Genomic DNA, 22629 nt, shown 5'->3' on the forward strand with positions numbered 1-22629 from the left:
ATTAACCGGGTGTGGAACGCCTGTAGACGCCAATACAACTGAAGTATGACGAGTAAGCCTGCATACCCGTCAGGCTTAACTTCAGTATATAAACTTCGCCAATGTTTTACCTGGTATAATGTAAAGAAGTTAAAAGAAATTGCACCTGCAATTGAGACTTTTCGGAAAAGAAGAAAGGCGGTCATTTGACCGCCTTTTTATTCAGCTCGCCTGCGACGAGGCATCTTCGGTCCCTGGCAGCGGCTCAGGTAACTGAGGCGCAAACCCACGCAGACCAACCACGTGAACGTGTTCAGTGTTCTGGAAGACTTTACGCACCAGTTTGTAGGTTGTGCCTTTCTCCGGGCTGATGTTTTCCGGCGCGGCGATAATCAGCTGCATTTGCAGACGTTCGCACAGTTCAAACAGGGTCGCGATAGAGCGCGCATCAAGTCGCGCAGCTTCGTCAAGGAACAGCAGACGGCAAGGAGAAATATCTTTCCCGCGCAGTCTACGCCCTTCATCTTCCCAGCTTTGTACGACCATCACCAGAATAGACATCCCGGTACCGATCGCTTCCCCCGTTGACAACGCGCCTGATTCAGCACGCAGCCAACCGTCAGAACCTCGGTTTACCTCAACTTCCATCTCCAGATAGTTACGGTAGTCCAACAGCTCTTCACCTATGGTTTGCGGCGTACGCTGTCCCATGTCAATCTGCGGATTCAGACGTTGATACAGCTTCGCCAGCGCTTCAGAGAAGGTCAGACGATTGCTGTTAAACAGATCCTGGTGCTGCTCATGCTGCTCGGAAAGTACGTCCAGCAAGGTGGCATGGGTCTCACGTACGTTGACGTTCAGACGCACGCTGTTTACCTGGCCAAACGACACGCTTTGCAGCCCCTGGTTCAGCATGCGAATACGGTTCTGTTCGCGCTGGATCGTCTTACGAATAATATTCGCCACGCTGCGAGAGCTGATCGCCAGCTTCTGTTCGCGGGAGGTTAATTCTTCCGTCAGACGGCTCAGTTCAATCTCCATCTGTTCGATGGCTTCAACCGGATCGTCGGTACGGATAATATCCTGGCGAATACGTTCACGCAGATGTTGGTAAACCGCGACAAAGAACTGAATTTTACGCTCTGGACGTTTTGGATCTTCAGACATGCGCAGCACATCGCGCAGATGTTCGTTATCCGCAACGGCCAGACGCAGCGCGCCGAGCGCCTTATCCGACATAGAGCGCAGTTCATCACCGGACAGATACGCCAATTCACGACGGTGCAGACGACGTTCAACACCGTTGTCTTTCACCATTCGCATTACCGCACACCATCCCGCTTTCGCAGTAACCACCTGCTCGCGCATCTCAAAATAATCGCGTTCCAGCTTGCGCAGCTTGCGGGTCAGGTTATCCATCTCCGCTTCGCAGAAGGTCAGCGCTTTTTCCAGTTGGTTGCGACGAGCGCGGTTGTTACTGAGCTGCGCATGCAGTTCATCACGACGGATACGCGCACGCTCTTCGGCACCGCTGTCCGCGCGAACGCCAATGTCCTGCAGTTCACGTTGTAAATCGTTAAGCAGCTCTTTTTTGGTGTCGTACGAGCTTTTCAGCGACGCCATGACCTGATTGTACTGGCTTAACTGCGCGGCGTGGCTGCGCAAAGCTTCACGGGCGCGGGTACGTTCAGCTTCCGCCTGTTCAAGACGTTCACGCAGTTTTTCGTTTAGATCGCTGTTACCGCTCAGCATTTCGGCCGAGTCGGAATAGCTAAAGTGCGCCCGGCGCTGCACCACTTCGGTCAGGGCAAAAGCCTGCTGACGCGCATCGCGCTGCATCTGCTGGGAATATGCGTAGTCTTCCTTCAGTTGTTCAAACTGCTCAGGGTCATTTTGCAGAACCGAAACCATCGGCTCCAGTTTGGCTAACTGATTGCCGTGCTGCTGCACAAAACGCGCCGCTTCCTGAGCTTCATCCAGACGCTCACGAATTTCGTCCACACGATCGGCCAACGTGTCATCTGCCAACAGATTCAAACGCGGCAGCAGACGGTTAAGAGCAGAAACCCCCTCTTTCGCCTGTTCAAACTGCATACGGCTTTGCTGATTATCATTTTCATGATTGGTCAGCGCACGTTCCAGTTCAACGCGACGGCCATTCAGTTGACGAATTTCCGCTTCCGGGTCGGCTTCAAACGCCACCGACAGATGGCTGCCGATAAAGCGGCTAAACGCCTGGTGCAGACGTTGGGTTTTCTGGACGTCAAAGGAGAGCGTTGCAAAACGTTCAGACAGCCCTTCACGCTCGGCATGCAGGGTTTCGATACGGCTTTCGCGCGCGGCACGACCAAAAATCGGCACCGTCGGGAAGCGGGAATAACGCCATTGACGCTCGGCGGTTTTTACTACTACCGCTTTTTCCAGCTCATCAACGCTGAAAACGCTGTCATCAAACGACTGAGGATCCCCTTCGATGAAATAGAGATCTTCCGGACAATCCGTCAGTCCTTCAAGCTGTTCGGTGATCAGCGACAGATCCGGCACCACGATAGCATGACGCGAAGGACCGTACAGCGCAGAGAAGTACGGCGCATCTTCAAGGCTAACATCGTCATAGATTTCAGACAGCAGAACGCCGCCGAAGCGTTCCGCCAGCGCGTTCAGACGCTGATCTTCCGCCCCGCCCGGCTGACTTAAACGTTCAATCTCTTCATCAACCGCATTTTTGCGCGCGCCGACTTCATCACGCTCAACAATGGCTTCACGCTCGCGCTCCAGCAACTGTTGCAGGTACTCGGTGACGTCCTGGCTGGAGGTAAATTCTTCGCCACATTGCTCGCTAAGCTGGTTCAGGCTATTTTGCGCGGCCAGCCAGACAGGCGCACGCTTCATCAGATGCTGGATACGAGACTGAAGTTGCTCCTGCTCCTGACGCAACGTCATACGTTGTTCGCTGGCAGAAGAGACGCTGTCAGACAAGGCGGCGATACGTGCTTCCAGCTCCTGGTGCAGCGCTTCCAGCTCATCGATGTCGAACTGTTTACCCTGACGCTTGCAGAATTCAGCCAGCAGACGCTCGGCGTCTTGCTGTTCGCGCAGACGCTGCTCCAGCTCGCTGAGGCGCATACGTAACGGCTGAACCTGCTCCGCCAGATGGCGCTGCTCAACACCTTCCCGCAACAGTTCGCGCGCCACGCTCCAGGCTTCACCGCGCGCCAGCGGACCGTTGATAGCCGCCACCAGCTGATAAGCCTGCTCGAACTGGCTGTGCGCGGTTTGTGCCACGCTCATTTTTTGTTCCAGCGTCAGCAGTTTTTCCGTGGCTTCCTGCTCTTTCGCCTGGAACGTCTCCAGCCATTCGACAGCACTGTCGGGCGTCAGATCCGGTAAGTGACAGAGCTCTTTCGCCCGATTTAGCGCCTGAATCGCCTGAGTGTACTGGATGGCGCGCGTTTGCTGGACATCCAGCGCTTGCTGGTAATCGGCAAGCTGGCTTTTTAGCTCATCTACTTCCAGTTCGGCGGCTTCCGCGCGGGCTTCGTTTTCATCCTGGCGGTCAACGGCTTCCGCGACCACCTCATTTTGTTCTTCGAGACGAACCTGCAGTTCTTCGAGATCCGCTTCGTAGCGTTCAATTTTTTCCTGCTGACGCAGCGCGGTTTGCACCAGATTCAGGTGATCGCTCGCAGCCTGATAATCGGCTTCCAGATCGCCTTCAGCGCCGTTATGCTCACCCAGTTCACGCGCCATATCCACATGCTTATACTGCTCTGCGGCCAGTTGCTTGCGTGAGGTATGCAGCTCACGGCGATATTCCAGCGCTTTATCAAGATGGATACGACGTTCGTTGGCGTGGCGCATATAATCTGCGGCCACATAGTTGGTCGCCTCGCTGATCAAATGCTTAAACAGGTCGCGATCAGACTGGGTTACGCGAATCGCTTCCAGCGTCATGCGGTTTTCACGTAGCGCAGCTTCCATATCCTGGAACGCTTTACGCACCCCACCGTTTTCCGGTAGCAGGTAGTCACGCAGCGAGCGGGTAATGGCGCTGGAGATCCCGCCGTACAGCGATGCTTCAATCAGGCGATAGAACTTACTGCGGTCTGAGGCTGAGCGCAGACGACGGGCGATGATGCCCAGATCGAACATCAGCGAGTGATAATCGGTTATCGAGTTGAACTGCTTAAACTGCACGCCTTCCATCTCATCAAGCTTCTCTTTCAGCTCAGAGAGGGGCAGCACGCGCGCCTGGCGTTCATTCAGTGTTTCCGTTACCAGTTGGGTTGGCTGCACGGACATCGGCAGTCCCTGAATGGCAAACGGTTTGATATCCACTTTACGATCGCGGCCAGCAACCTGCTGCAGACGCACACCCACGACCACACGCTGATGGCGCGAGTTGAGGACGTCAAGCATTGAGTAACAGACACCCGCTTTCAGCTTACCGTGCAGGCCTTTATCACGTGAACCGCTGGTTGCACCGGCTTCGGTGGTGTTACGAAAATGCAGCAGGGTCAAGTCAGGGATAAGCGCCGTAACAAATGCCGCCATGGTAGTGGATTTACCCGCACCGTTACCGCCTGACAGCGTGGTAACCAGTTCATCAAGGTCGAACGTACGGGCAAAAAAACCATTCCAGTTAATCAGCGTAAGTGAGCGAAATTTACCGCGTTCAATCATTATTCTTCTTCTCCACTGTCCGGCTGATTCTCTTCGGGCTCATCGTTGAGCTGCAGGCGGTTCTCGACCGGCATCGCTTCGCCATCACGAATTAAGCGACGCTGTGCTTCGCGCGGATCGTCACCGCTGCGCACATCCGCGCCAAAGCGGAAGACTGATTCCGTAATTCGGAATTTGCTGCTGTCATGACCCATAAACCACACCATGCCTAAACGGCGCAGGCGGTTTAGCGAAGAACGAACCTTTTCCTGGAGTTTCTGGCGATCAACGTCCGAACCGGTTGAACGGTTGTTCACCAGCTTCAGCAGTTTGGCTTCATCCGCCAGCGTCAGCAGCTCGTCATACAGCTCTTGCTGGGTAAAAATCCCTTCGTTCGCCAGGCGTTCCGGGCTGAGGTAGAGATAACAAAGAATTTTACCGACCATCATGTCCAGTTCAGACAGAACCGAACGGGGAATGAGCGTCGTTGAACGTGGACGAAGGTAGAAGAACCCCTCCGGCGCACGGATCAATTCCACGTTATAGCGGCTGTAAAACTCTTCAAAATATTCCTGAAAATCCATCAGGAAGGCATGATTATCCAGTTCATCCAGGCCGATATGTCGGCCTGAACGTAAGGCGCTATCCAGCGCTGGAAATAACGGGTTCGCCAGCGCCTGCGCCAGCTTTACCGGCATCACTTGTTCAATATTTGTCAATGACATGCGCCTGTACCTTGGCTCCGTAATCATTAATCGGCTGCCATTTTGCGGGCAGTCCGGTGAAATCTGCTTGCGCTACGCCAAGACGTACCGCCTGATCAATAACAATACGCGCAACGTCGAAGTGACGAGCACGTGGGTATTGCGCCAGATACTCGCGCACGACCAAACCGAGATCCAGTGGTGTTTGTCTGGATTTGTAGATAGCCAGCTGTTCTTCGATGATCGCCGCCAGCTGTTCACGGATTTCGTTAAACTCTTCGTATTCCAGATCGGCCGGAAGCTCACCAGTGACCTCTTCGTCACGCAGTAGCATCTCTTCGTCGCGCATATCCAGCAGACGATCGGCGTTGGCATAGGTCAGCGCCCACGGTTCGTCAAAGTATGTCTGCACAGACTGGCGCAGACGCTGGGCAAAGACGCGGTTTTTATCCATATCGATCGCGGTACGGATAAACTTATGCACATGTCGATCGTAACCGATCCACAAATCAATAGATTGCTGGCCCCAACTGATAATGCGATCGAGCTTGCTTTGTAAGTCAAACACCAGCCGGTCGACAAAATGCAGATCGTCATGCGTCATCGTGGCGTCCTGAATGCGTAACAGGTTAGCCTGTAGCTTATCCCCTGCCGCTTCCAGCGTATCTTGCAATTCACGCAGCGTACCAGACGTTTCAGAAAGCAGCAGTTCACAGCTGGAAATCGCCGCTCGCCAGTCTTTGTTCAGTAACTGCGCGATATCGTCTTTTACCTGCTGCTGCTGTTCATCCATGATGCGCTGAGTCAGATCGATGCTGTCGAAAATCTCCGCCACCGAATATTTCAATGGCGCGTAGACGTTGCGATGCCAGTGAAACTCATCGCCACCTTCTTCCGCCGCATCCGCCGCGCGCTTCAGTTCACCGGCAACAATTGACAGCTGCATGGAAAGACGCAGCGTAGAGAATTCGCGCTGTCGAATATAGTAATCCGTGATGCCAATTCCGAGCGGCGTTAAACGATAAATGGCGTTGCCTTCAGCCTGCTCGCTGGTAAAGCGGTTCAGCAGACGTTGACGCACCATATCGTTGATCGCGTTGTTGGCGCGCACGCCGATGGTTTCGCTGGTTTGCTCAAACGCATCACTCACATGGCGGAACGCATCCACCAGCTCACCTTCACTCATCTCGCCGTCGAGTCGCTCACCGTTCAGTGTGGCGACAGCCAGCAGGAACGAAAGTCGGTCTACCGGCAGAGAGATGGAGAAGTCATTTTTTCTGGCCCAGGCAACCAGTTCGGGGACTGTCTGGGAAAATTCACTCATAAATTATCCTTGCATCTGCGGCTCGGGCCGGACGTTTAATCGCGGTGACGTGAATATAGCGCCCAAGGCTGATATACGGTTCCTGACGGCAATAGCGCGTTTCTAACTCAAGTAACATTTCGTAATCGTCATGCTGTTTATGCTTATCTCGCAGATAATCATGAAACACGCGGACGCCCGTTTTACCGGTAATTTGCCAACCGATCTCTTCCAGCCACTGGTAGACCTGCCCCGGATCGCGTGGGTAATCCGGTGAAAGCGTACGCTTTTTACGTTTCGGCATCCCCACCTGAACATAGTCAAAGTTCCCTGCGACCATGTTGTGCATCAACAGACCGTTAGCATTGTAGAACATTAACGACAGCGCGCCGCCAGAACGCAGCACTGACCATAAACTCTGCAACACGCCGACCGGATCTGTCACCCACTCCAGCACAGCATGAAACAATATCAGATCAACCGGGCTTTCCAAATGCGAAGCAACATCCTGAGCGGCGCATTGTATAAAATGCATGTTTCCGCTCACACCTTTTGCCTCTGTCGCCTGTTGCGCACGAGCGATCATCTCGCCTGACAGATCGCATAATGTGACAAAATGTCCACGTTCTGCCATTTTAATGGCCGTTTGCCCTTCACCACCACCGGCATCCAGAATGTGCAGTTTTTGCTCACCGAACGAGTCCAGTAATCGATCCAGATCCTGCCAAAGGATAGCCTGCCTTAGTTGACCTTTGGTGGTGCCGTAAATGTTACGGGAAAACTTCTCTGCAATGTCATCAAAATTGCGATCCCGCATCGGGCTCTCCACATACTGGCTTTAGGGTGACTAAGTAAAACCGCTATTTTGTCACACCCACGCCAAGAAGGAACCTTCCTGGTGTAATATCCCTGCAGATCCCCTGCTGTATGGTTAAAAAAGGAACCAAAAAGCATGCTTTTTACGCTGAAGAAAGTGATGGGCGGTATGATGCTGCCGCTGCCACTGATGCTAATTATGATGGGTATAGGCCTGGCACTGATCTGGTTTAGCCGTTTTCAAAAAACAGGGAAAGTGTGTATTAGCCTGAGTTGGCTGGCGCTGTTACTTTTAAGTTTGCAGCCCGTCGCCGATAGCTTGTTGAAACCGATTGAGGATAGTTATCCAACCTGGCAGGATAAACAAAAAGTGGAGTACATTGTGGTGTTGGGGGGCGGATATACCTGGAATCCGCAGTGGGCACCAAGTTCAAACCTGATCAACAACAGCCTTCCACGCCTGAGTGAAGGTATTCGCCTATGGCGCGCAAACCCGGGATCTAAGCTTATCTTTACTGGCGCTGCCGCAAAAACTAATAACGTCAGTACCGCAGAAGCTGGTGCACGCGTTGCGCAGTCGCTGGGGGTGCCAGCCGATGAAATAATCACCCTGGATCAACCGAAAGATACCGAAGAAGAAGCCGCCGCGGTAAAACAGGCCATCGGTAACGCGCCGTTCCTGCTGGTAACCTCAGCCTCACACTTGCCGCGAGCGATGATCTTCTTCCAGCAGGCCGGGTTACATCCTTTGCCAGCGCCAGCTAATCAGTTAGCGATTGATTCTCCGCTTAATCCGTGGGAACGCGCGATTCCTTCACCCGTCTGGCTGATGCATAGCGACCGCGCGGGTTACGAAACGCTGGGGCGCATATGGCAGTGGCTAAAAGGTTCAGGCGAGCCACGGCAGCAGTGATTTCGTAGCCAGGTCAAAGTTGGAACGATTAAAACGCCCGGTGTTAACCAGTTGCGCCACTTCATCCCATAACACATATAACCAGCGCCGCCAGATGAACGACTCCGCTACTGGCGCGCGCTGCAGGTATTGCCATAGCAGGCTTTCCGCCAGCGCATTATCCATTAAACGGAACAATTCATATTCCCTGGGTGCCCACAGCATCAAACCGGGCCCCACCATGGCCAGAAGCTGATCGCTACGGGCGTCTTTAAGCATGCTGCGTAAACTGAAATTACCATGGATCAACACGCAGTTATCATTGAATCCTTCAAATAAAGCGGGCAAACACTCGCGGGTCCGAAACAGGATCCGCTTGTCCTGCATCGTCAGCCCGGTATTGTTGAACTGACTTAACGTAGTCCACAGCACCTCAACTCGTTGACGATACCAGGATGGCCAGACATTCTCTTGCGTATTATCCACCATTCCCACGCAGCCACGGCTATCCTGCCGATGCCATGACAGCAGACCTTCTACAATCTGATCCTTTAAATGTTCCCAACGTTCGGGCGTTCGGGCTGGCGCTTCAACCGGCACCCCGCGTAAACGTTCAAGCAGTAGCACATCGGGACCGGGATGCTCCTCGTGCGTTAAGACTCCATAAATAACGGGCATACGTACCGTTCCACTGCGCGCCAGCATCGAAGTTTTCCATGCCAGCTGCTGCGCCATACCCGGCGTAGTGAAACTTCTTGCCATCAGCGGCATTGGATTTCCCTGGCTGTCGTACAGTGCCCACAGGGCCGTATCCACTTTTTCATTCACGCATTCTATACGACTGAGTTTTTCGCCCAGCAGATGGCTGAGTTCGGCACGCAACTGTTCCATTTCAGATTGCCCTCATTAATGCTACTGCTTTCATAATGAGCGTCGTGCAGACAGATGTCACCCGGATGAGATCAATTGATGAAAAGAAAAGTGGAGGGAAAACGTAACGATACGACACTCCTCCCAAAAATTCGCATCACCGGGGGGAGTGTCATGAGAAAAACTAACGCATTTCAGCGCGCACGCGTTCAAGGTCTTCGGCAGTGTCTACGCCGGTTCCGGGGACTTCTTTTGCGACGGCAACGTGAATTTTTTCGCCGTACCACAGCACGCGTAACTGCTCCAGCATTTCAATATGCTCAAGCGGGCTGGGCTGCCAGTTAACATAGCGGCGGATAAACCCGGCACGATAGCCGTAAATACCCAAATGACGCAGGAAGGTGTCACCCACCGTTTCCAGGCTTTTGGCGAAACGGTCACGATCCCACGGAATGGTCGCGCGTGAAAAATAGAGCGCATACCCTTCGGCGTCCAGAACAACTTTTACCGCATTCGGATTAAAGGCCTCTTCCGCGCTGTGAATCGGGGCTGCAAGGGTCGCCATACCAACCTGGCGCTGCGCCAGATTCTCAGCGACCTGGCGAATAATGACCGCCGGGATCATCGGCTCATCACCCTGGACGTTCACAATAACGGTATCGTCGCTAAAGCCACATTTCTCGACAACTTCCGCCAGGCGCTCCGTACCGGACTGGTGATCCGCGCGAGTCATACATACTTCACCGCCTACCGCTTCTACCGCGCGAGCAACATCTTCGTGATCGGTCGCAACGATGATGCGTTCGGCTCCAGATTCACGCGCACGCTCCAGGACATGCACGATCATTGGCTTGCCGTTGATATCCAGTAGCGGCTTGCCCGGCAGACGAGTGGACGCATAACGCGCAGGAATAATGACCACAAAACTCATGATTTACTCTCATCAGCAGTCAGAATGCGGGCTTCGGTTTCCAGTAACACGGGAATGCCATCACGCAGTGGGAAAGCAAGGTTATCCAGTTTACAAATCAGTTCCTGTTTTTCCTGGTTAAACCAGAGTTTGCCATTGCATACCGGGCAGGCAATGATTTCAAGCAGACGATGATCCATAGTTCCTCCAGATGGACCGGATTGTGAATCCGTAAATATTAACATAATCGCTTACAGGGCTGGGTCTATTTCCCAACCATGGCGTGCATCAGCAAATAAACCTTCAGGATAGCGCCCCAGCGTTACGCGAGTTGCCTGCTGCCAGCGGGCAAAATCATCAATCGCCTGAAACAATCCTTTTCGCAAAGTGCCCCCTGGTTTGACGCCATCCTGCAACCACAGCGAAATAACCTCCAGTACGCCCGTTTTGCGGTGCATTTTGGCATCCATCCGCCCAACCAACTGCCCGTGATGCAGCAACGGCAAGACAAAATAACCATATTGACGTTTCGGCGCTGGCGTATAGCATTCCAGCCGATAGCTAAAGTCGAATAGCTGCTCTGCCCGTTTACGATCCCAAACCACCGGATCAAAAGGCGATAAAACAGCGCTATGGGTCGCCGTTAATTTACCCGCCAGCGCCTGTTCCAACTGCGGCTGAAGGTGACTATGCAGCCATAGCGTTCCCAGCCCTTCAACGTCGACAGGAATAATTTGTTGCTGTTCTTTGCGCACCTCACACCAGCTTTTTAGCGCCGGGCGCTTCAGTCGGTAATAGTCTGCCAGCCACTGTTCGCGAAAAATCCCCAGACTGCGGGCGCTGTTATCCAGCATGACGCTTTCAGCATCTTCCTGTGAAAGTAGGTCGCGTTCATCATCCCAGTGCGGCATGACGCGATGGGTTAAATCATACACGCGCTGGAAATTACGCCGTTCAACTACCATGACTTTCCCGGCAGTGAACAAGCCTTCAAGATGGCGTTTGTGCGGTTTCCATTCCCACCAGCCGCTGGCACCCTTGCGCGGATGCTCAAAATCGACAGAGCGTACTGCTCCGTTATGCTGGATGTGCTGGAGCAGTTGCTCGATCTCCTGCGCATGTTCTTTCATCCACACCGCTTGATACTTCCAGCCCATTTTCTCCGGGGCCAGCATGCGGTGGCGGATCAGCATAAAGTCGCTGCGTGGCAAAAAGCAGGCCTCATGCGCCCAGTATTCGATCAATTCGCCCTGCAGGAGTGAGTCATCCAGCCACTGGGGCGAGTAATTGCCCAAACGACTAAACAGCACCAGATAGGGGCTACGCGCGACAATATTGATGGTATCGATTTGCAGTAAAGACATGCGCGAAATGGTGGGAAGAATATCTGCAGGCGTTGCCCGGCGGCGTGTTTTTTTCAGCAGCCCCTGGGCCGCAAGGTGAAGATGGCGGGCATCCGTCAGAGAAAGACGCGGCAACGACATTTATGGCCTCATAAATGATTCGCTGCCGCAGTATGAACCCGTTAGCGAGTCAGCGAGATTAAGCTATCCAGCAACACGTCAGGCCGGTCGCCTGACAAATGAGCGTCAACCGGTAAATACCACCAGTTTTCATCAGCAAATGCACGACATTTAACCGCATCTTTTTCCGTCATCACCAGCGTTTGTCCGGGGTTGGCAAGCGCGCTGACCTCACTGTAGGTCAGAGACTGATGGTCTGCCAGCGCGATACATTTTTGCACTCTGGCCCCACACGCTTCCAGTGTGGCGAAAAAACGCGGTGGATGGCCGATGCCCGCCATAGCGACAATATTGGGCAGGAGCGCCACATCGCGGCGTTCGCCCGTGCGTAAATTAACCGCCAGTCCAGGTTCAAGTCGCATCGGGATTTCCCCTGGCTGCGCAACTCCACCGTTCACAATAGTCGCATCTACCGATTTAAGGCGACCTGCGCGTTCCCGCATTGGGCCTGCGGGAAGCCACCAGCCATTGCCAAACCGACGTTCACCATCAATAACCACGATTTCAACATCCCGCGCCAGACGATAATGCTGTAGACCATCGTCCGTCACAATGATCTGCACGTCGTGATGGGCCAAAATGGCTTTTACCGCATCCGATCTTACCGGGGATACCGCTACCGGCACGCCGGTACGTTGGGCTATCAGCACCGGTTCATCACCCGCTTCTGCGGTGGTGGTCTCTGCAGTCAATAACAACGGGTAAGCAGCCGCTTTCCCACCGTAACCACGCGACACTACGCCCACGCGAATCCCGCGTTGCTGCAGTTGTTCAACCAGCCAAATTACCACCGGTGTTTTGCCATTGCCGCCGGCTGTAAGGTTTCCGACCACCACAACCGGTACTGGCGCGCGCCATGCGCGTTTCAGCCCAAGCTTGTAGCATAGGCGGATCCCGCCACTCACCAGGCCATACAGCCAGGAGAGTGGAAGTAACAGCCGCCACAGTGGCGACTCACCAGACCAGATTCGTGCGATCATTGGCCGAATTGCATTTTGTGTAATTGCGCATAGACCCCGCGCTGCTCAATCAGCTCGCTATGGGTTCCACGTTCAACAATAATACCGTCTTCCACCACGATGATTTCGTCCGCTTGTTCAATGGTAGAAAGACGGTGAGCAATCACCAGGGAAGTACGGTTTTTCTGAAGTTCATCCAGAGCAGCCTGAATCGCGCGTTCGGATTCGGTATCGAGAGCCGACGTTGCTTCATCAAGGATCAGAATCGGGCTGTCACGCAACAAGGCGCGGGCGATAGCGATGCGCTGGCGCTGGCCACCGGAAAGCAGGACGCCGTTTTCGCCAATCACCGTATCCAGCCCATTATCCATCTTATTGATGAAATCCATGGCGTAGGCCATCTGTGCCGCTTTTTCGATCTGCTCGCGACTGTACATATCGGTACGCGCGTAGGCGATGTTGTTGGCGACGGTATCGTTAAACAGATGCACATTCTGCGAAACCAACGCGACCTGATCGCGCAGGGACGCCAGGGTATATTCGCGCAGATCGTGTCCGTCCATCAGAATCTGCCCTTCATCAATATCGTAGAAGCGCGTAATCAGGCTGGCGATGGTGGATTTTCCTGAGCCCGAACGGCCAACCAGAGCAACGGTTTTACCCGCGGGAATATTCAGGTTGATGTTACGCAGAGCCGGTACTTCACGTCCCGGATAGGTGAAAGTCACGTTGCGGAACTCGAGATCGCCGGTCGCACGTTCGATAACGCGTTTACCTTCATCTTTTTCCTGTTCGCTATCCAGAATAGTAAATAAAGTCTGGCATGCTGCCATACCGCGCTGGAACTGCGCGTTGACGTTAGTCAGCGATTTTAACGGACGCATCAGCGCGATCATTGAGGAGAAGACAACGGTAATTGTCCCTGCCGTCAGGTTTTCCATTACGCTTGGGAAGCTGGCCGCATATAACACGAAGGCCAGCGCCAAAGACGCAATCAGCTGGATGATAGGGTCAGAGATAGAAGAGGCAGAAACCATCTTCATCCCCTGCAGACGCATCTTGTTGCTGACTTTATCAAAGCGCTTGGTTTCGACTTCCTGGCCACCAAAAATCAAAACTTCTTTGTGGCCTTTCAGCATCTGCTCCGCACTGGTCGTAACCTGCCCCATGGTGTTTTGCATGTTTTTACTGATGTTACGAAAGCGCTTGGAAACCACTCGGATTGCCACTGACACAATTGGCGCCAGCACAATCAGGATCAATGACAGCTGCCAGCTGTAATAGAACATCATGATAAACAGGCCAATAATCGAGGCACCTTCACGTACCACGGTGATTAGCGCGCCAGAAGATGATGACGCGACCTGCTCTGAATCATAGGTAATACGTGACAGCAGCGTACCTGTAGACTGCTTATCAAAGAAGGAGACCGGCATGCCCATCATGTGACCAAAGAGGCGGCGGCGCATGGTCATAACCACTTTGCCTGACACCCATGAGATACAGTAGCTGGAGACATAGCTGGTTAAGCCACGAACTATCATCAGTCCAATGACCACCAGCGGCATCCACAGCAGCACTGAGCGATCGGTTTTACCAAAACCATCATCCAGTAATGGCTTAAGGAGCGATAACATGAAGGTATCGCTGGCCGCGTTAAGGACTAACGCTATACCCGCCACGATCAGACCCGATTTAAAAGGCGCTATGGTTGGCCATAGTCGGCGAAACGTCTGCCACGTAGAGAGATCTTTATCGTTATGCATTCAAAAAACCGGCATTTGTTAGAATAGCCGCATATTCTACCCGTTATCCTCCGACACGCCAAACCACTGATGATACCAACGAGGTAAAATCTGATCCCGCAACCTGTGTATTCGCCAGTTGTTTTGATAGAAATCCAGCGTGATCTGCCCCTGATGTGGTGTATCCAGCCATTGATAATTTTGTTGTTGATAACGCTGTTTCACCTTCCAGGACGGTAGACGCCAGGCATTGTAACGGGATGCTGAGGCTAACGCAGCCTGTCCGCCGACCCGCTGAATCAACGCCAGTGATGATGAGGTATTGCTGCCATGATGTGGAACCTGCACCACCGTAGACTGCAGATGCTGCCAGTAGTGACTTAGCATTTTTTGTTCAGCGGGAGACTCAATATCGCCGGTCAGCAGAATACTCTGATACCCATCATCAACTTTAACCACGCAAGAGTGGTTATTCCCTACATCTGTATTGCCACGCACCGGCCAGTGCGCACTAAAGGTTAATCCTTGCCATCGCCAACTTTCCCCGCGAAAACAGGGCAGATGCCCTTCCCAACCTAGCGGACTTCTTATCCATAGCGACGGCCAGGCTTTCTGCAGCGAGCCTAACCCGCCCCGGTGATCCATATGCTCATGGCTTAAAATTACCCCTTCCGGCTCCAGATTGTGCCAGCGTAACCAGGGAATAATCAGCTGTTGCGCGCTATCACCTTCAGGCCATGCCAGACCTGTATCATAAAGCAGCGCTTTCCCATTACGCTCAATCACCATCGCCAGCCCCTGCCCGACATCCAGCATATGCACTTGCCACACATCAGTACGTGAGGTACGCCAGAATGGCCCACTCAATATAATCAGCACCGTGAAACAGACCACCGGTAGCGTACGCAAGATATTTAGTCGCCATGCGATGATCGTCAGCCCGGGTAAAAATGCAAACCCTTGCCAACGTGCATCAATATTGGTCCACCCTTCAGGCAGGCTCCTGAGTCCCCAAAACAGCAGCGCCAGAGAGCGATCGGCTAAAAACCACAGGCCCGATTCAACCATCACCAGCCCGGTTAAATGCACGATCATGCCTGCTAATATCAAGGGTACGGCAATAAACGTGACCAGCGGTACGGCAAACAAATTCGCCAGAAAAGAGGTCAGACTGAAACCGTGGAACATCGCGATTTGCACCGGCAGAAGCAGAAGCGTAATGCCCAGTTGCAGATGAGCAAGCGCCAGGAATTGACGTCCAACGAACGATAACGGCCAATTTGGCGCAGGAACCCATTGATACCAGAACAGCAGCGCTGCAACGGCAAAAGCAGACAACCACAGACTTTGTGAAAGAACGGCGACAGGATCTACCACCAGAATGGCTGCCAGACAACAGATCCACACCGACCATCCATTCCACTGCCTGCCGCTGAGTTTTAGCGCCCCCCAGACCAGCAGCGCAACAACCGTCCGTAATGCCGGGGGTTGCAACCCCGTTAGCCAGGCATAGAATGTTGCACAGACGATCCCCCCTACTAACGGAATCTGCCAGCAAATCCACCTGGTTGGCATGAAAAATTGGCCCGCGCGAATTATTCCTGCAGCCAGAAGGGCGGCAAATGCAATATGCAGCCCGGAAATCGCCATCAAATGCGCCGTGCCGGTATCACGCATAATGTATTTCACCTCTTGCGACACGGACAAGCGCTCCCCCATTCCCAGCCCCAGTATGACCTGCTGCCAGGAGAAATCAGCAAGCGTGGTTTTCAACGAGGCAAGATACTGCGCTCGCAGGCTACATTGTGGTGTGATAACCGAGGCCTGCGAAAATCGTCCCGTCAAGGGTTGGTGCTGCGCCAACGCATAACGCTGGCTATCAAATCCTCCCTCGTTCAATTGGCCGTGTACGGCACGGACCTTCAGCGTCATCGCCCATGTCTGACCCGCACAAACGTCACCAGGTAAGTACTGTCCATACAGGATAATTCCGACGGAGGGAAAGAGGCGTTTCCCCTGCAGATGCGTAATCTGACCATAGTGCGTCGTCATATTGTCAGTTCCGGTTATCCGCACAACAGCTTGCTGGGTTTTCGCAGGGAGCGTATTACCAGCCCACAGAGCATCTTTTGCTGCCAGGATGCCCCAAAGAAAGAACAGTAGGGTTATTCCGGCAAAACGCAAATGCCTACAGGAAAAAAGACAGAGTACACACGCCAGACAAAATACAACGCTGATGCACAGCATGCCTGGCAGCACGGGTAATAATATAAGCGGGAGAATGCCGAATAATGCGCACGTACTAACCGTTGTTATTTTCATCAATTACCTCCCTGTAGCAGGGAGTGTGCAGCACTCTTCGACAGTTGTCTGGCAACAATTTATCGTTATACGGCGTGCGTTCCGCTGACATTTAGCGGCGGAAGTAACGTACAAATTAACTGGGATGAGGATTCCGGAATTAGCAAACAGAAATGAAAAAAGCACCCATGCGGGTGCTTTTCTCGGCGTTAAGTTTCGCTAAAAACTTAACCGTAAATATTGGCGCGATCGCGCAGTTCTTTACCTGGTTTAAAGTGCGGAACGTATTTTCCTTCCAGGTCCACTTTATCGCCGGTCTTCGGATTACGTCCGGTGCGTGGTGCGCGGTAATGCAAAGAGAAGCTGCCGAAACCGCGGATTTCAATACGCTCGCCCTGCGCAAGAGTCGAGGCCATATGTTCCAGCATCTCTTTAACTGCATCTTCAACCGCTTTCGCGGGAATATGAGGTTGCTGGGTTGCAAGTCTTTCAATCAATTCTGACTTGGTCATGATTCCTCCGGTTCCTTAAAGGCATAATTAGCTGCTGCATTGATTAAGGGCGACCGTAGCCGCCCTTTGTCATTGATTACAGGACGAATCCTGTAATCTGTCAAGCTACTCGTCACCCTTTGTGCTGTTAACAGCACAAAGGATTTAGAGCACTCGATATTACTCGCCTTTAGCTGCTTTGAAAGCTTCAGCCATTGCGTTGTTAGAGAAGTTAGCATCTTCCTGTTTGTTAACAGTTGCGATTGCATCTTTCTCATCAGCTTCGTCTTTAGCACGAACAGACAGGCTGATTGCACGGTTCTTACGATCAACGCCGGTGAATTTCGCTTCAACGTCGTCGCCTACGCTCAGAACCAGAGTTGCATCTTCAACGCGGTCACGGGAAGCTTCAGAAGCGCGCAGGTAACCTTCAACGCCGTCAGCCAGTTCTACGGTTGCGCCTTTAGCGTCAACTGCAGTGACTTTACCGTTTACGATTGCGCCTTTCTTGTTCAGTGCAACCCAGTTGTTGAACGGATCTTCTGCGAGTTGTTTAACGCCCAGAGAGATACGCTCACGCTCTGCGTCAACCTGCAGAACAACGGCTGCGATTTCGTCGCCTTTTTTGTATTCACGAACTGCTTCTTCGCCTGCAACGTTCCAGGAGATGTCAGACAGGTGAACCAGGCCGTCGATGCCGCCGTCCAGGCCGATGAAGATACCGAAGTCAGTGATAGACTTGATTTTACCTTCAACACGGTCGCCCTTGTTGTGGGTTTCCGCGAACTGCTGCCACGGGTTGTTTTTGCACTGCTTCAGACCCAGGGAGATACGACGACGTTCTTCGTCGATATCCAGAACCATAACTTCCACTACGTCGCCAACGTTAACAACTTTGGACGGGTGGATGTTTTTGTTGGTCCAATCCATTTCGGAAACGTGAACCAGGCCTTCAACGCCTTCTTCGATTTCAACGAAGCAGCCGTAGTCGGTCAGGTTGGTCACGCGACCAGTCAGTTTGGTACCTTCCGGATAACGCTTAGCGATAGCTACCCATGGATCTTCGCCCAGCTGTTTCAGGCCCAGAGATACACGAGTACGCTCGCGGTCGAACTTCAGCACTTTAACAGTGATTTCGTCGCCAACGTTTACGATTTCGCTCGGATGCTTAACGCGTTTCCATGCCATGTCGGTGATGTGCAGCAGGCCGTCAACGCCACCCAGATCAACGAATGCACCGTAGTCAGTGAGGTTCTTAACGATACCTTTAACTTCCATGCCTTCCTGCAGGTTTTCCAGCAGCTGATCGCGTTCTGCGCTGTTTTCGGATTCGATAACGGCACGACGGGAAACAACAACGTTGTTACGCTTCTGATCCAGCTTGATTACTTTGAATTCAAGCTCTTTGCCTTCCAGGTGCAGCGTGTCGCGGACCGGACGAACGTCTACCAGAGAACCCGGCAGGAACGCGCGAATACCATTCAGCTCAACAGTGAAGCCACCCTTGACTTTGCCATTGATAACACCAGTAACGGTTGCAGCTTCTTCGTAAGCTTTTTCCAGCGTGATCCAAGCTTCGTGACGTTTAGCTTTTTCACGGGACAGCAGGGTTTCACCGAAGCCGTCTTCTACTGCATCCAGAGCAACGTCAACTTCGTCACCAACCTGGATTTCCAGCTCGCCCTGGGCGTTTTTGAACTGCTCTGCCGGAATGGCGGACTCAGATTTCAGACCAGCGTCAACCAGTACTACGTCTTTGTCGATAGCAACAACAACACCACGAACGATGGAACCCGGACGGGTTTCGATTTCTTTTAAGGATTCTTCAAACAGTTGAGCAAAAGATTCAGTCATGTTTAATCTTCAGGTTTCATATTTAACGTCCACCTGGCTCCGTGCCGGATGGGGTTGTTTAACATACCCGCTGTCAATCCATTGCAACGGGGGTACTGCAAATTCGGTCGCACTTAAGCGAGAGCCAGTTTTTGGCGCGCGTATTGTAACGCTTTTTCAATCACTTGCTCAATGCTTAATCGGGTTGAATCCAAAACTAAAGCATCAGCAGCGGGAACAAGCGGCGCTACAGCACGATTACGATCGCGGTAATCGCGTTCTTCGATCTCGGCCAAAAGGCGTTCAAAGTTAACACTAAAGCCCTTTTCCTGCAACTGTAGCATACGTCTGTGCGCACGTTCTTGCGAGGAGGCGTCCAGAAAAATTTTCACCGGAGCATCCGGGAACACCACGGTTCCCATGTCACGCCCGTCGGCAATCAGGCCGGGCGCTTCACGAAATGCGCGTTGACGGCGTAACAGCGCTTCGCGCACGCGAGGAAACGCAGCGACCTGAGAGGCGGCATTCGCCACTTCCTGGGTGCGGATTTCGCCGCTAACATCTTCGCCTTCCAGAATGACTTCCAGGTTGCCGTCCGTTGAGATAAAACGCACATCCAGGTGTGAGGCAAGCGGTACCAGAGCATCTTCAGAAGTGACATCAACATGGTGATGCAACGCTGCGAGCGCCAGTACGCGGTAGATCGCGCCTGAATCTAACAGATGCCACTGCAATGCTTCCGCCATTGCCTTGCACAAGGTGCCTTTTCCTGCACCGCTTGGGCCATCAATGGTAATAACCGGGGCAATTGCCGTCATCTTTTTCTCCTTAAACGGGCATACGTTAACGTGAACGCCGCGCATTATACGCGCCAACGACAACGATCGTTATCTTTGTGTGAAAAATGCAGAATCATTGAAGCTGAGTGTAGAATAAATAGACAGCCGGAGATGACGGAATGTGCCGCACCCAAGGGTGCGGCAATAAAATCAGACAGGTGTACTAATACGCGCCAGCTGTTCGAAATAATCCGGGAAGGTTTTGGCAGTACATTTAGGGTCCAGAATGGTTACCGGCGTGTCAGACAACGCCACCAGCGAGAAACACATCGCCATGCGGTGATCGTTGTAGGTCGCGATATCTGCAAACTGTAACGTCGCTGGCGGTGTAACGCGAATATAGTCCTCGCCCTCTTCCACCGTCGCCCCCACTTTACGCAACTCGGTCGCCATCGCGAACAGGCGGTCGGTCTCTTTGACGCGCCAGTTGTAGATATTACGTAAGGTCGTGATGCCTTTAGCGAACAACGCAGCCGTGGCAATGGTCATCGCCGCATCGGGAATATGGTTCATATCCATATCTACTGCATTCAGCTCACCGTGAGTACAGGCAATAAAGTCATCACCCCAGGTGATTTTCGCCCCCATTTTTTCCAGTACATCAGCGAAGCGAATATCACCCTGCATACTGTTGCGGCCAATCCCGGTGACTTTTACCGTACCGCCTTTAATAGCGCCTGCCGCGAGAAAATAGGAAGCTGATGAAGCATCACCTTCAACCAGATATGCACCCGGCGACTGATACTGCTGCTGACCCTGCACGACAAAGCGCTGGTAGTTCTGATTCTCAATTTCAACACCAAACGTTTTCATCAGGTTCAGTGTGATATCAATGTAAGGTTTGGATACCAGCTCGCCTTTAATGACGATCGTCGTGTCCTGCCGCGCCAGCGGCGCAGTCATCAGCAATGCCGTGAGGAACTGGCTGGATACGCTGCCGTCAACCTCAACCTGTCCTCCGGTGAAACCACCGCGCAGACGTAAAGGCGGATAGTTTTCCTGCTCCAGGTATTCAATGTTGGCTCCGCCCTGGCGTAGCGCATCAACCAAATGACCAATCGGGCGCTCTTTCATGCGCGGTTCGCCCGTGAGCACGATGTCATTGTTGCCCAGGCACAGCGCTGCGGCCAGCGGGCGCATTGCGGTTCCGGCATTGCCAAGGAACAGCTCCACAGCACCTTCTGCATGCAGCGCACCGCCATTACCGATTATCTCGCAACGCGTGCGATCGGCTGAAAGGGTATAGATAATCCCTAACGCATTCAGAGCATTAAGCATATGGCGGACATCATCGCTGTCCAACAGGTTGGTCAGAACAGTGGTGCCATTTGCTAATGCAGCCAGCAGCAAAGCGCGGTTAGAAACACTTTTGGATCCAGGCAGATTGATGGTGCCATCCACCCGCGCAATGGGTTGTAACGTCAGGGATTCCATGAAACTCGACTCTCAAAAACAGACATAAAAACCCCACAGGTTGGCTGTGGGGATGAAAATAAAGCTGATTAACCGCGGCGACGCTCGAAATCGACCATGAAATCGGTCAGCGCTTTTACACCTTCCAGCGGCATTGCATTGTAGATGGACGCGCGCATACCGCCGACCACACGATGCCCTTTCAGCGCATGCAGGCCCGCAGCGAAAGACTCTTCCAGGAAGAGTTTATCCAGCGTGCTATCAGCCAACTGGAACGGGACGTTCATGCGAGAACGGTTCGATTTCGCCACGTCATTACGGTAGAAATCGCTGTTATCGATTACGCCATACAGCAGTTCCGCTTTTTGCTGGTTAATTTTATCCATCGCGTTAACACCGCCCTGCTCTTTCAGCCATTTAAAGACCAGGCCAGACAGATACCAGGCAAAAGTTGGCGGCGTATTAAACATGGAGTCGTTGTCATTCAGCACGGTATAATCGAGGATTGACGGGCAAGACACATGGGCCTTACCCAGCAAATCTTCACGCACGATGACAATCGTCAGCCCCGCCGGGCCAATGTTTTTCTGCGCTCCGGCATAAATTACGCCATAGCGGCTTACGTCAATCGGTGCGGAAAGAATGGTCGAGGACAGATCCGCCGTAACCACCACGTCGCTGGCAAAATTCGGCGTTTCATCGATCGCAATGCCATCGATGGTTTCATTCGGGCAATAGTGCAAGTACGCCGCATTGTCAGAAAGCTGCCATTCACTCATCGGCTTAACGGCACGCAGTCCGTCAACGGTGACTTTGGCGTCGATAACGTTTGGCGTACAGTACTTCTTCGCTTCTTTAATTGCACTGGCGGCCCAATACCCAGCATCCACGTAATCCGCCGTGGTTTTGTCACCCAGAATATTTAACGGGATACCCGCGAATTGCCCACGGCCACCGCCATGGCAGAACAACACTTTATAGTTGGAGGGGATACTGAGAAGATCGCGAAAATCCTGCTCTGCTTCCTCTGCGACTTGAATGAATTCTTTGCCACGGTGGCTAATTTCCATCACCGACGTGCCAAGACCGTTCCAGTCGCGAAGATCCTGTTGAGCCAGTTTAAGTACTTCTGCCGGTAGCATTGCCGGACCTGAACTAAAATTGAAGACCTGAGCCATTTCCCCTCACCACGTTGTGTTGTTGTCCAATCAACATCCTGTCATTGACGATAATCCGGTGACAGATATTGGTATAAGTTATTCCTGTGGATATCGGTTTTATCATTCAGTGACACGCGCCGCAATGGGTAAAAATGACCAGGGTAAAAATGTGTCGTTGGTCACACAACAGAATCTATCGGATTGACGGGTAAAAACCGAGATTTTCGCT

General features: G+C 52.7%; 17 protein-coding genes. 1 reads left to right on the plus strand and 16 read right to left on the minus strand.

What is annotated here, in order from left to right; genetic code table 11:
* Positions 1 to 201 precede the first annotated feature (201 nt).
* The 4 genes from mukB to cmoM are packed head-to-tail and all read right to left on the minus strand — an operon-like array spanning position 202 to position 7465.
* Entirely contained in the window at positions 202 to 4662 is a 4461-nt protein-coding gene (gene mukB / locus OGX99_RS23055) for a chromosome partition protein MukB (protein WP_187259758.1), read from the minus strand.
* On the minus strand, positions 4662 to 5366 hold the full coding sequence (mukE, locus tag OGX99_RS23060) for a chromosome partition protein MukE (RefSeq protein WP_016152457.1): 705 nt from the start codon (positions 5364 to 5366) through the stop codon (positions 4662 to 4664). Before mukE ends, mukB begins: the two co-directional genes overlap by 1 nt.
* The gene (gene mukF, locus OGX99_RS23065; protein ID WP_151217928.1) at positions 5347 to 6669 is read right to left on the minus strand and encodes a chromosome partition protein MukF; all 1323 of its coding nucleotides are present in this window, start codon (positions 6667 to 6669) and stop codon (positions 5347 to 5349) included. Before mukF ends, mukE begins: the two co-directional genes overlap by 20 nt.
* Complete coding sequence (cmoM, locus tag OGX99_RS23070; RefSeq protein WP_210904894.1) at positions 6662 to 7465, minus strand: tRNA uridine 5-oxyacetic acid(34) methyltransferase CmoM; 804 nt, start codon at positions 7463 to 7465, stop codon at positions 6662 to 6664. The genes mukF and cmoM overlap by 8 nt, the downstream gene beginning before the upstream one ends.
* A 135-nt stretch (positions 7466 to 7600) precedes the next feature.
* Here cmoM and elyC point away from each other — a divergent pair, with 135 nt between their 5' ends.
* A complete protein-coding gene (elyC, locus tag OGX99_RS23075) occupies positions 7601 to 8377 on the plus strand; it encodes an envelope biogenesis factor ElyC (protein WP_187252716.1) in 777 nt (258 codons plus the stop codon).
* Here the strand turns inward: elyC and OGX99_RS23080 are convergent.
* From OGX99_RS23080 to serC, 12 genes are all read right to left on the minus strand, one after another.
* Entirely contained in the window at positions 8354 to 9247 is an 894-nt protein-coding gene (locus OGX99_RS23080; protein WP_151217925.1) for a YcbJ family phosphotransferase, read from the minus strand. The genes elyC and OGX99_RS23080 overlap by 24 nt on opposite strands.
* Before the next feature lie 163 nt (positions 9248 to 9410).
* Complete coding sequence (gene kdsB / locus OGX99_RS23085; RefSeq protein WP_016152452.1) at positions 9411 to 10157, minus strand: 3-deoxy-manno-octulosonate cytidylyltransferase; 747 nt, start codon at positions 10155 to 10157, stop codon at positions 9411 to 9413.
* Positions 10154 to 10336 (minus strand): protein YcaR, encoded by a 183-nt coding sequence (ycaR, locus tag OGX99_RS23090; protein WP_151217924.1) that lies wholly within the window; start codon positions 10334 to 10336, stop codon positions 10154 to 10156. The genes kdsB and ycaR overlap by 4 nt, the downstream gene beginning before the upstream one ends.
* Before the next feature lie 51 nt (positions 10337 to 10387).
* Entirely contained in the window at positions 10388 to 11620 is a 1233-nt protein-coding gene (locus OGX99_RS23095; RefSeq protein ID WP_286545194.1) for a winged helix-turn-helix domain-containing protein, read from the minus strand.
* A gap of 41 nt (positions 11621 to 11661) precedes the next feature.
* A complete protein-coding gene (gene lpxK / locus OGX99_RS23100; RefSeq protein ID WP_151217922.1) occupies positions 11662 to 12639 on the minus strand; it encodes a tetraacyldisaccharide 4'-kinase in 978 nt (325 codons plus the stop codon).
* Positions 12636 to 14384 carry a lipid A ABC transporter ATP-binding protein/permease MsbA gene (gene msbA, locus OGX99_RS23105; RefSeq protein ID WP_252838063.1) on the minus strand — a complete coding sequence of 583 codons (1749 nt, stop codon included), beginning with the start codon at positions 14382 to 14384 and terminating at the stop codon, positions 12636 to 12638. The genes lpxK and msbA overlap by 4 nt, the downstream gene beginning before the upstream one ends.
* A gap of 36 nt (positions 14385 to 14420) precedes the next feature.
* A complete protein-coding gene (locus OGX99_RS23110) occupies positions 14421 to 16685 on the minus strand; it encodes a ComEC family protein (RefSeq protein ID WP_286545197.1) in 2265 nt (754 codons plus the stop codon).
* 206 nt (positions 16686 to 16891) lie between these two features.
* Positions 16892 to 17176, minus strand: a complete 285-nt coding sequence (gene ihfB, locus OGX99_RS23115) for an integration host factor subunit beta (protein ID WP_003035780.1) — start codon at positions 17174 to 17176, stop codon at positions 16892 to 16894.
* Between the two features lie 159 nt (positions 17177 to 17335).
* A complete protein-coding gene (gene rpsA, locus OGX99_RS23120) occupies positions 17336 to 19009 on the minus strand; it encodes a 30S ribosomal protein S1 (protein ID WP_003035776.1) in 1674 nt (557 codons plus the stop codon).
* Between the two features lie 113 nt (positions 19010 to 19122).
* Positions 19123 to 19806, minus strand: a complete 684-nt coding sequence (cmk, locus tag OGX99_RS23125; protein WP_005123561.1) for a (d)CMP kinase — start codon at positions 19804 to 19806, stop codon at positions 19123 to 19125.
* Positions 19807 to 19977: 171 nt separating this feature from the next.
* Positions 19978 to 21261, minus strand: a complete 1284-nt coding sequence (aroA, locus tag OGX99_RS23130; RefSeq protein ID WP_286545198.1) for a 3-phosphoshikimate 1-carboxyvinyltransferase — start codon at positions 21259 to 21261, stop codon at positions 19978 to 19980.
* Between the two features lie 68 nt (positions 21262 to 21329).
* The gene (serC, locus tag OGX99_RS23135) at positions 21330 to 22418 is read right to left on the minus strand and encodes a 3-phosphoserine/phosphohydroxythreonine transaminase (protein WP_151217919.1); all 1089 of its coding nucleotides are present in this window, start codon (positions 22416 to 22418) and stop codon (positions 21330 to 21332) included.
* Positions 22419 to 22629: the final 211 nt, after the last annotated feature.

It is taken from the genome of Citrobacter sp. Cu096, from assembly GCF_030332285.1.
Lineage (GTDB): Bacteria > Pseudomonadota > Gammaproteobacteria > Enterobacterales > Enterobacteriaceae > Citrobacter > Citrobacter meridianamericanus.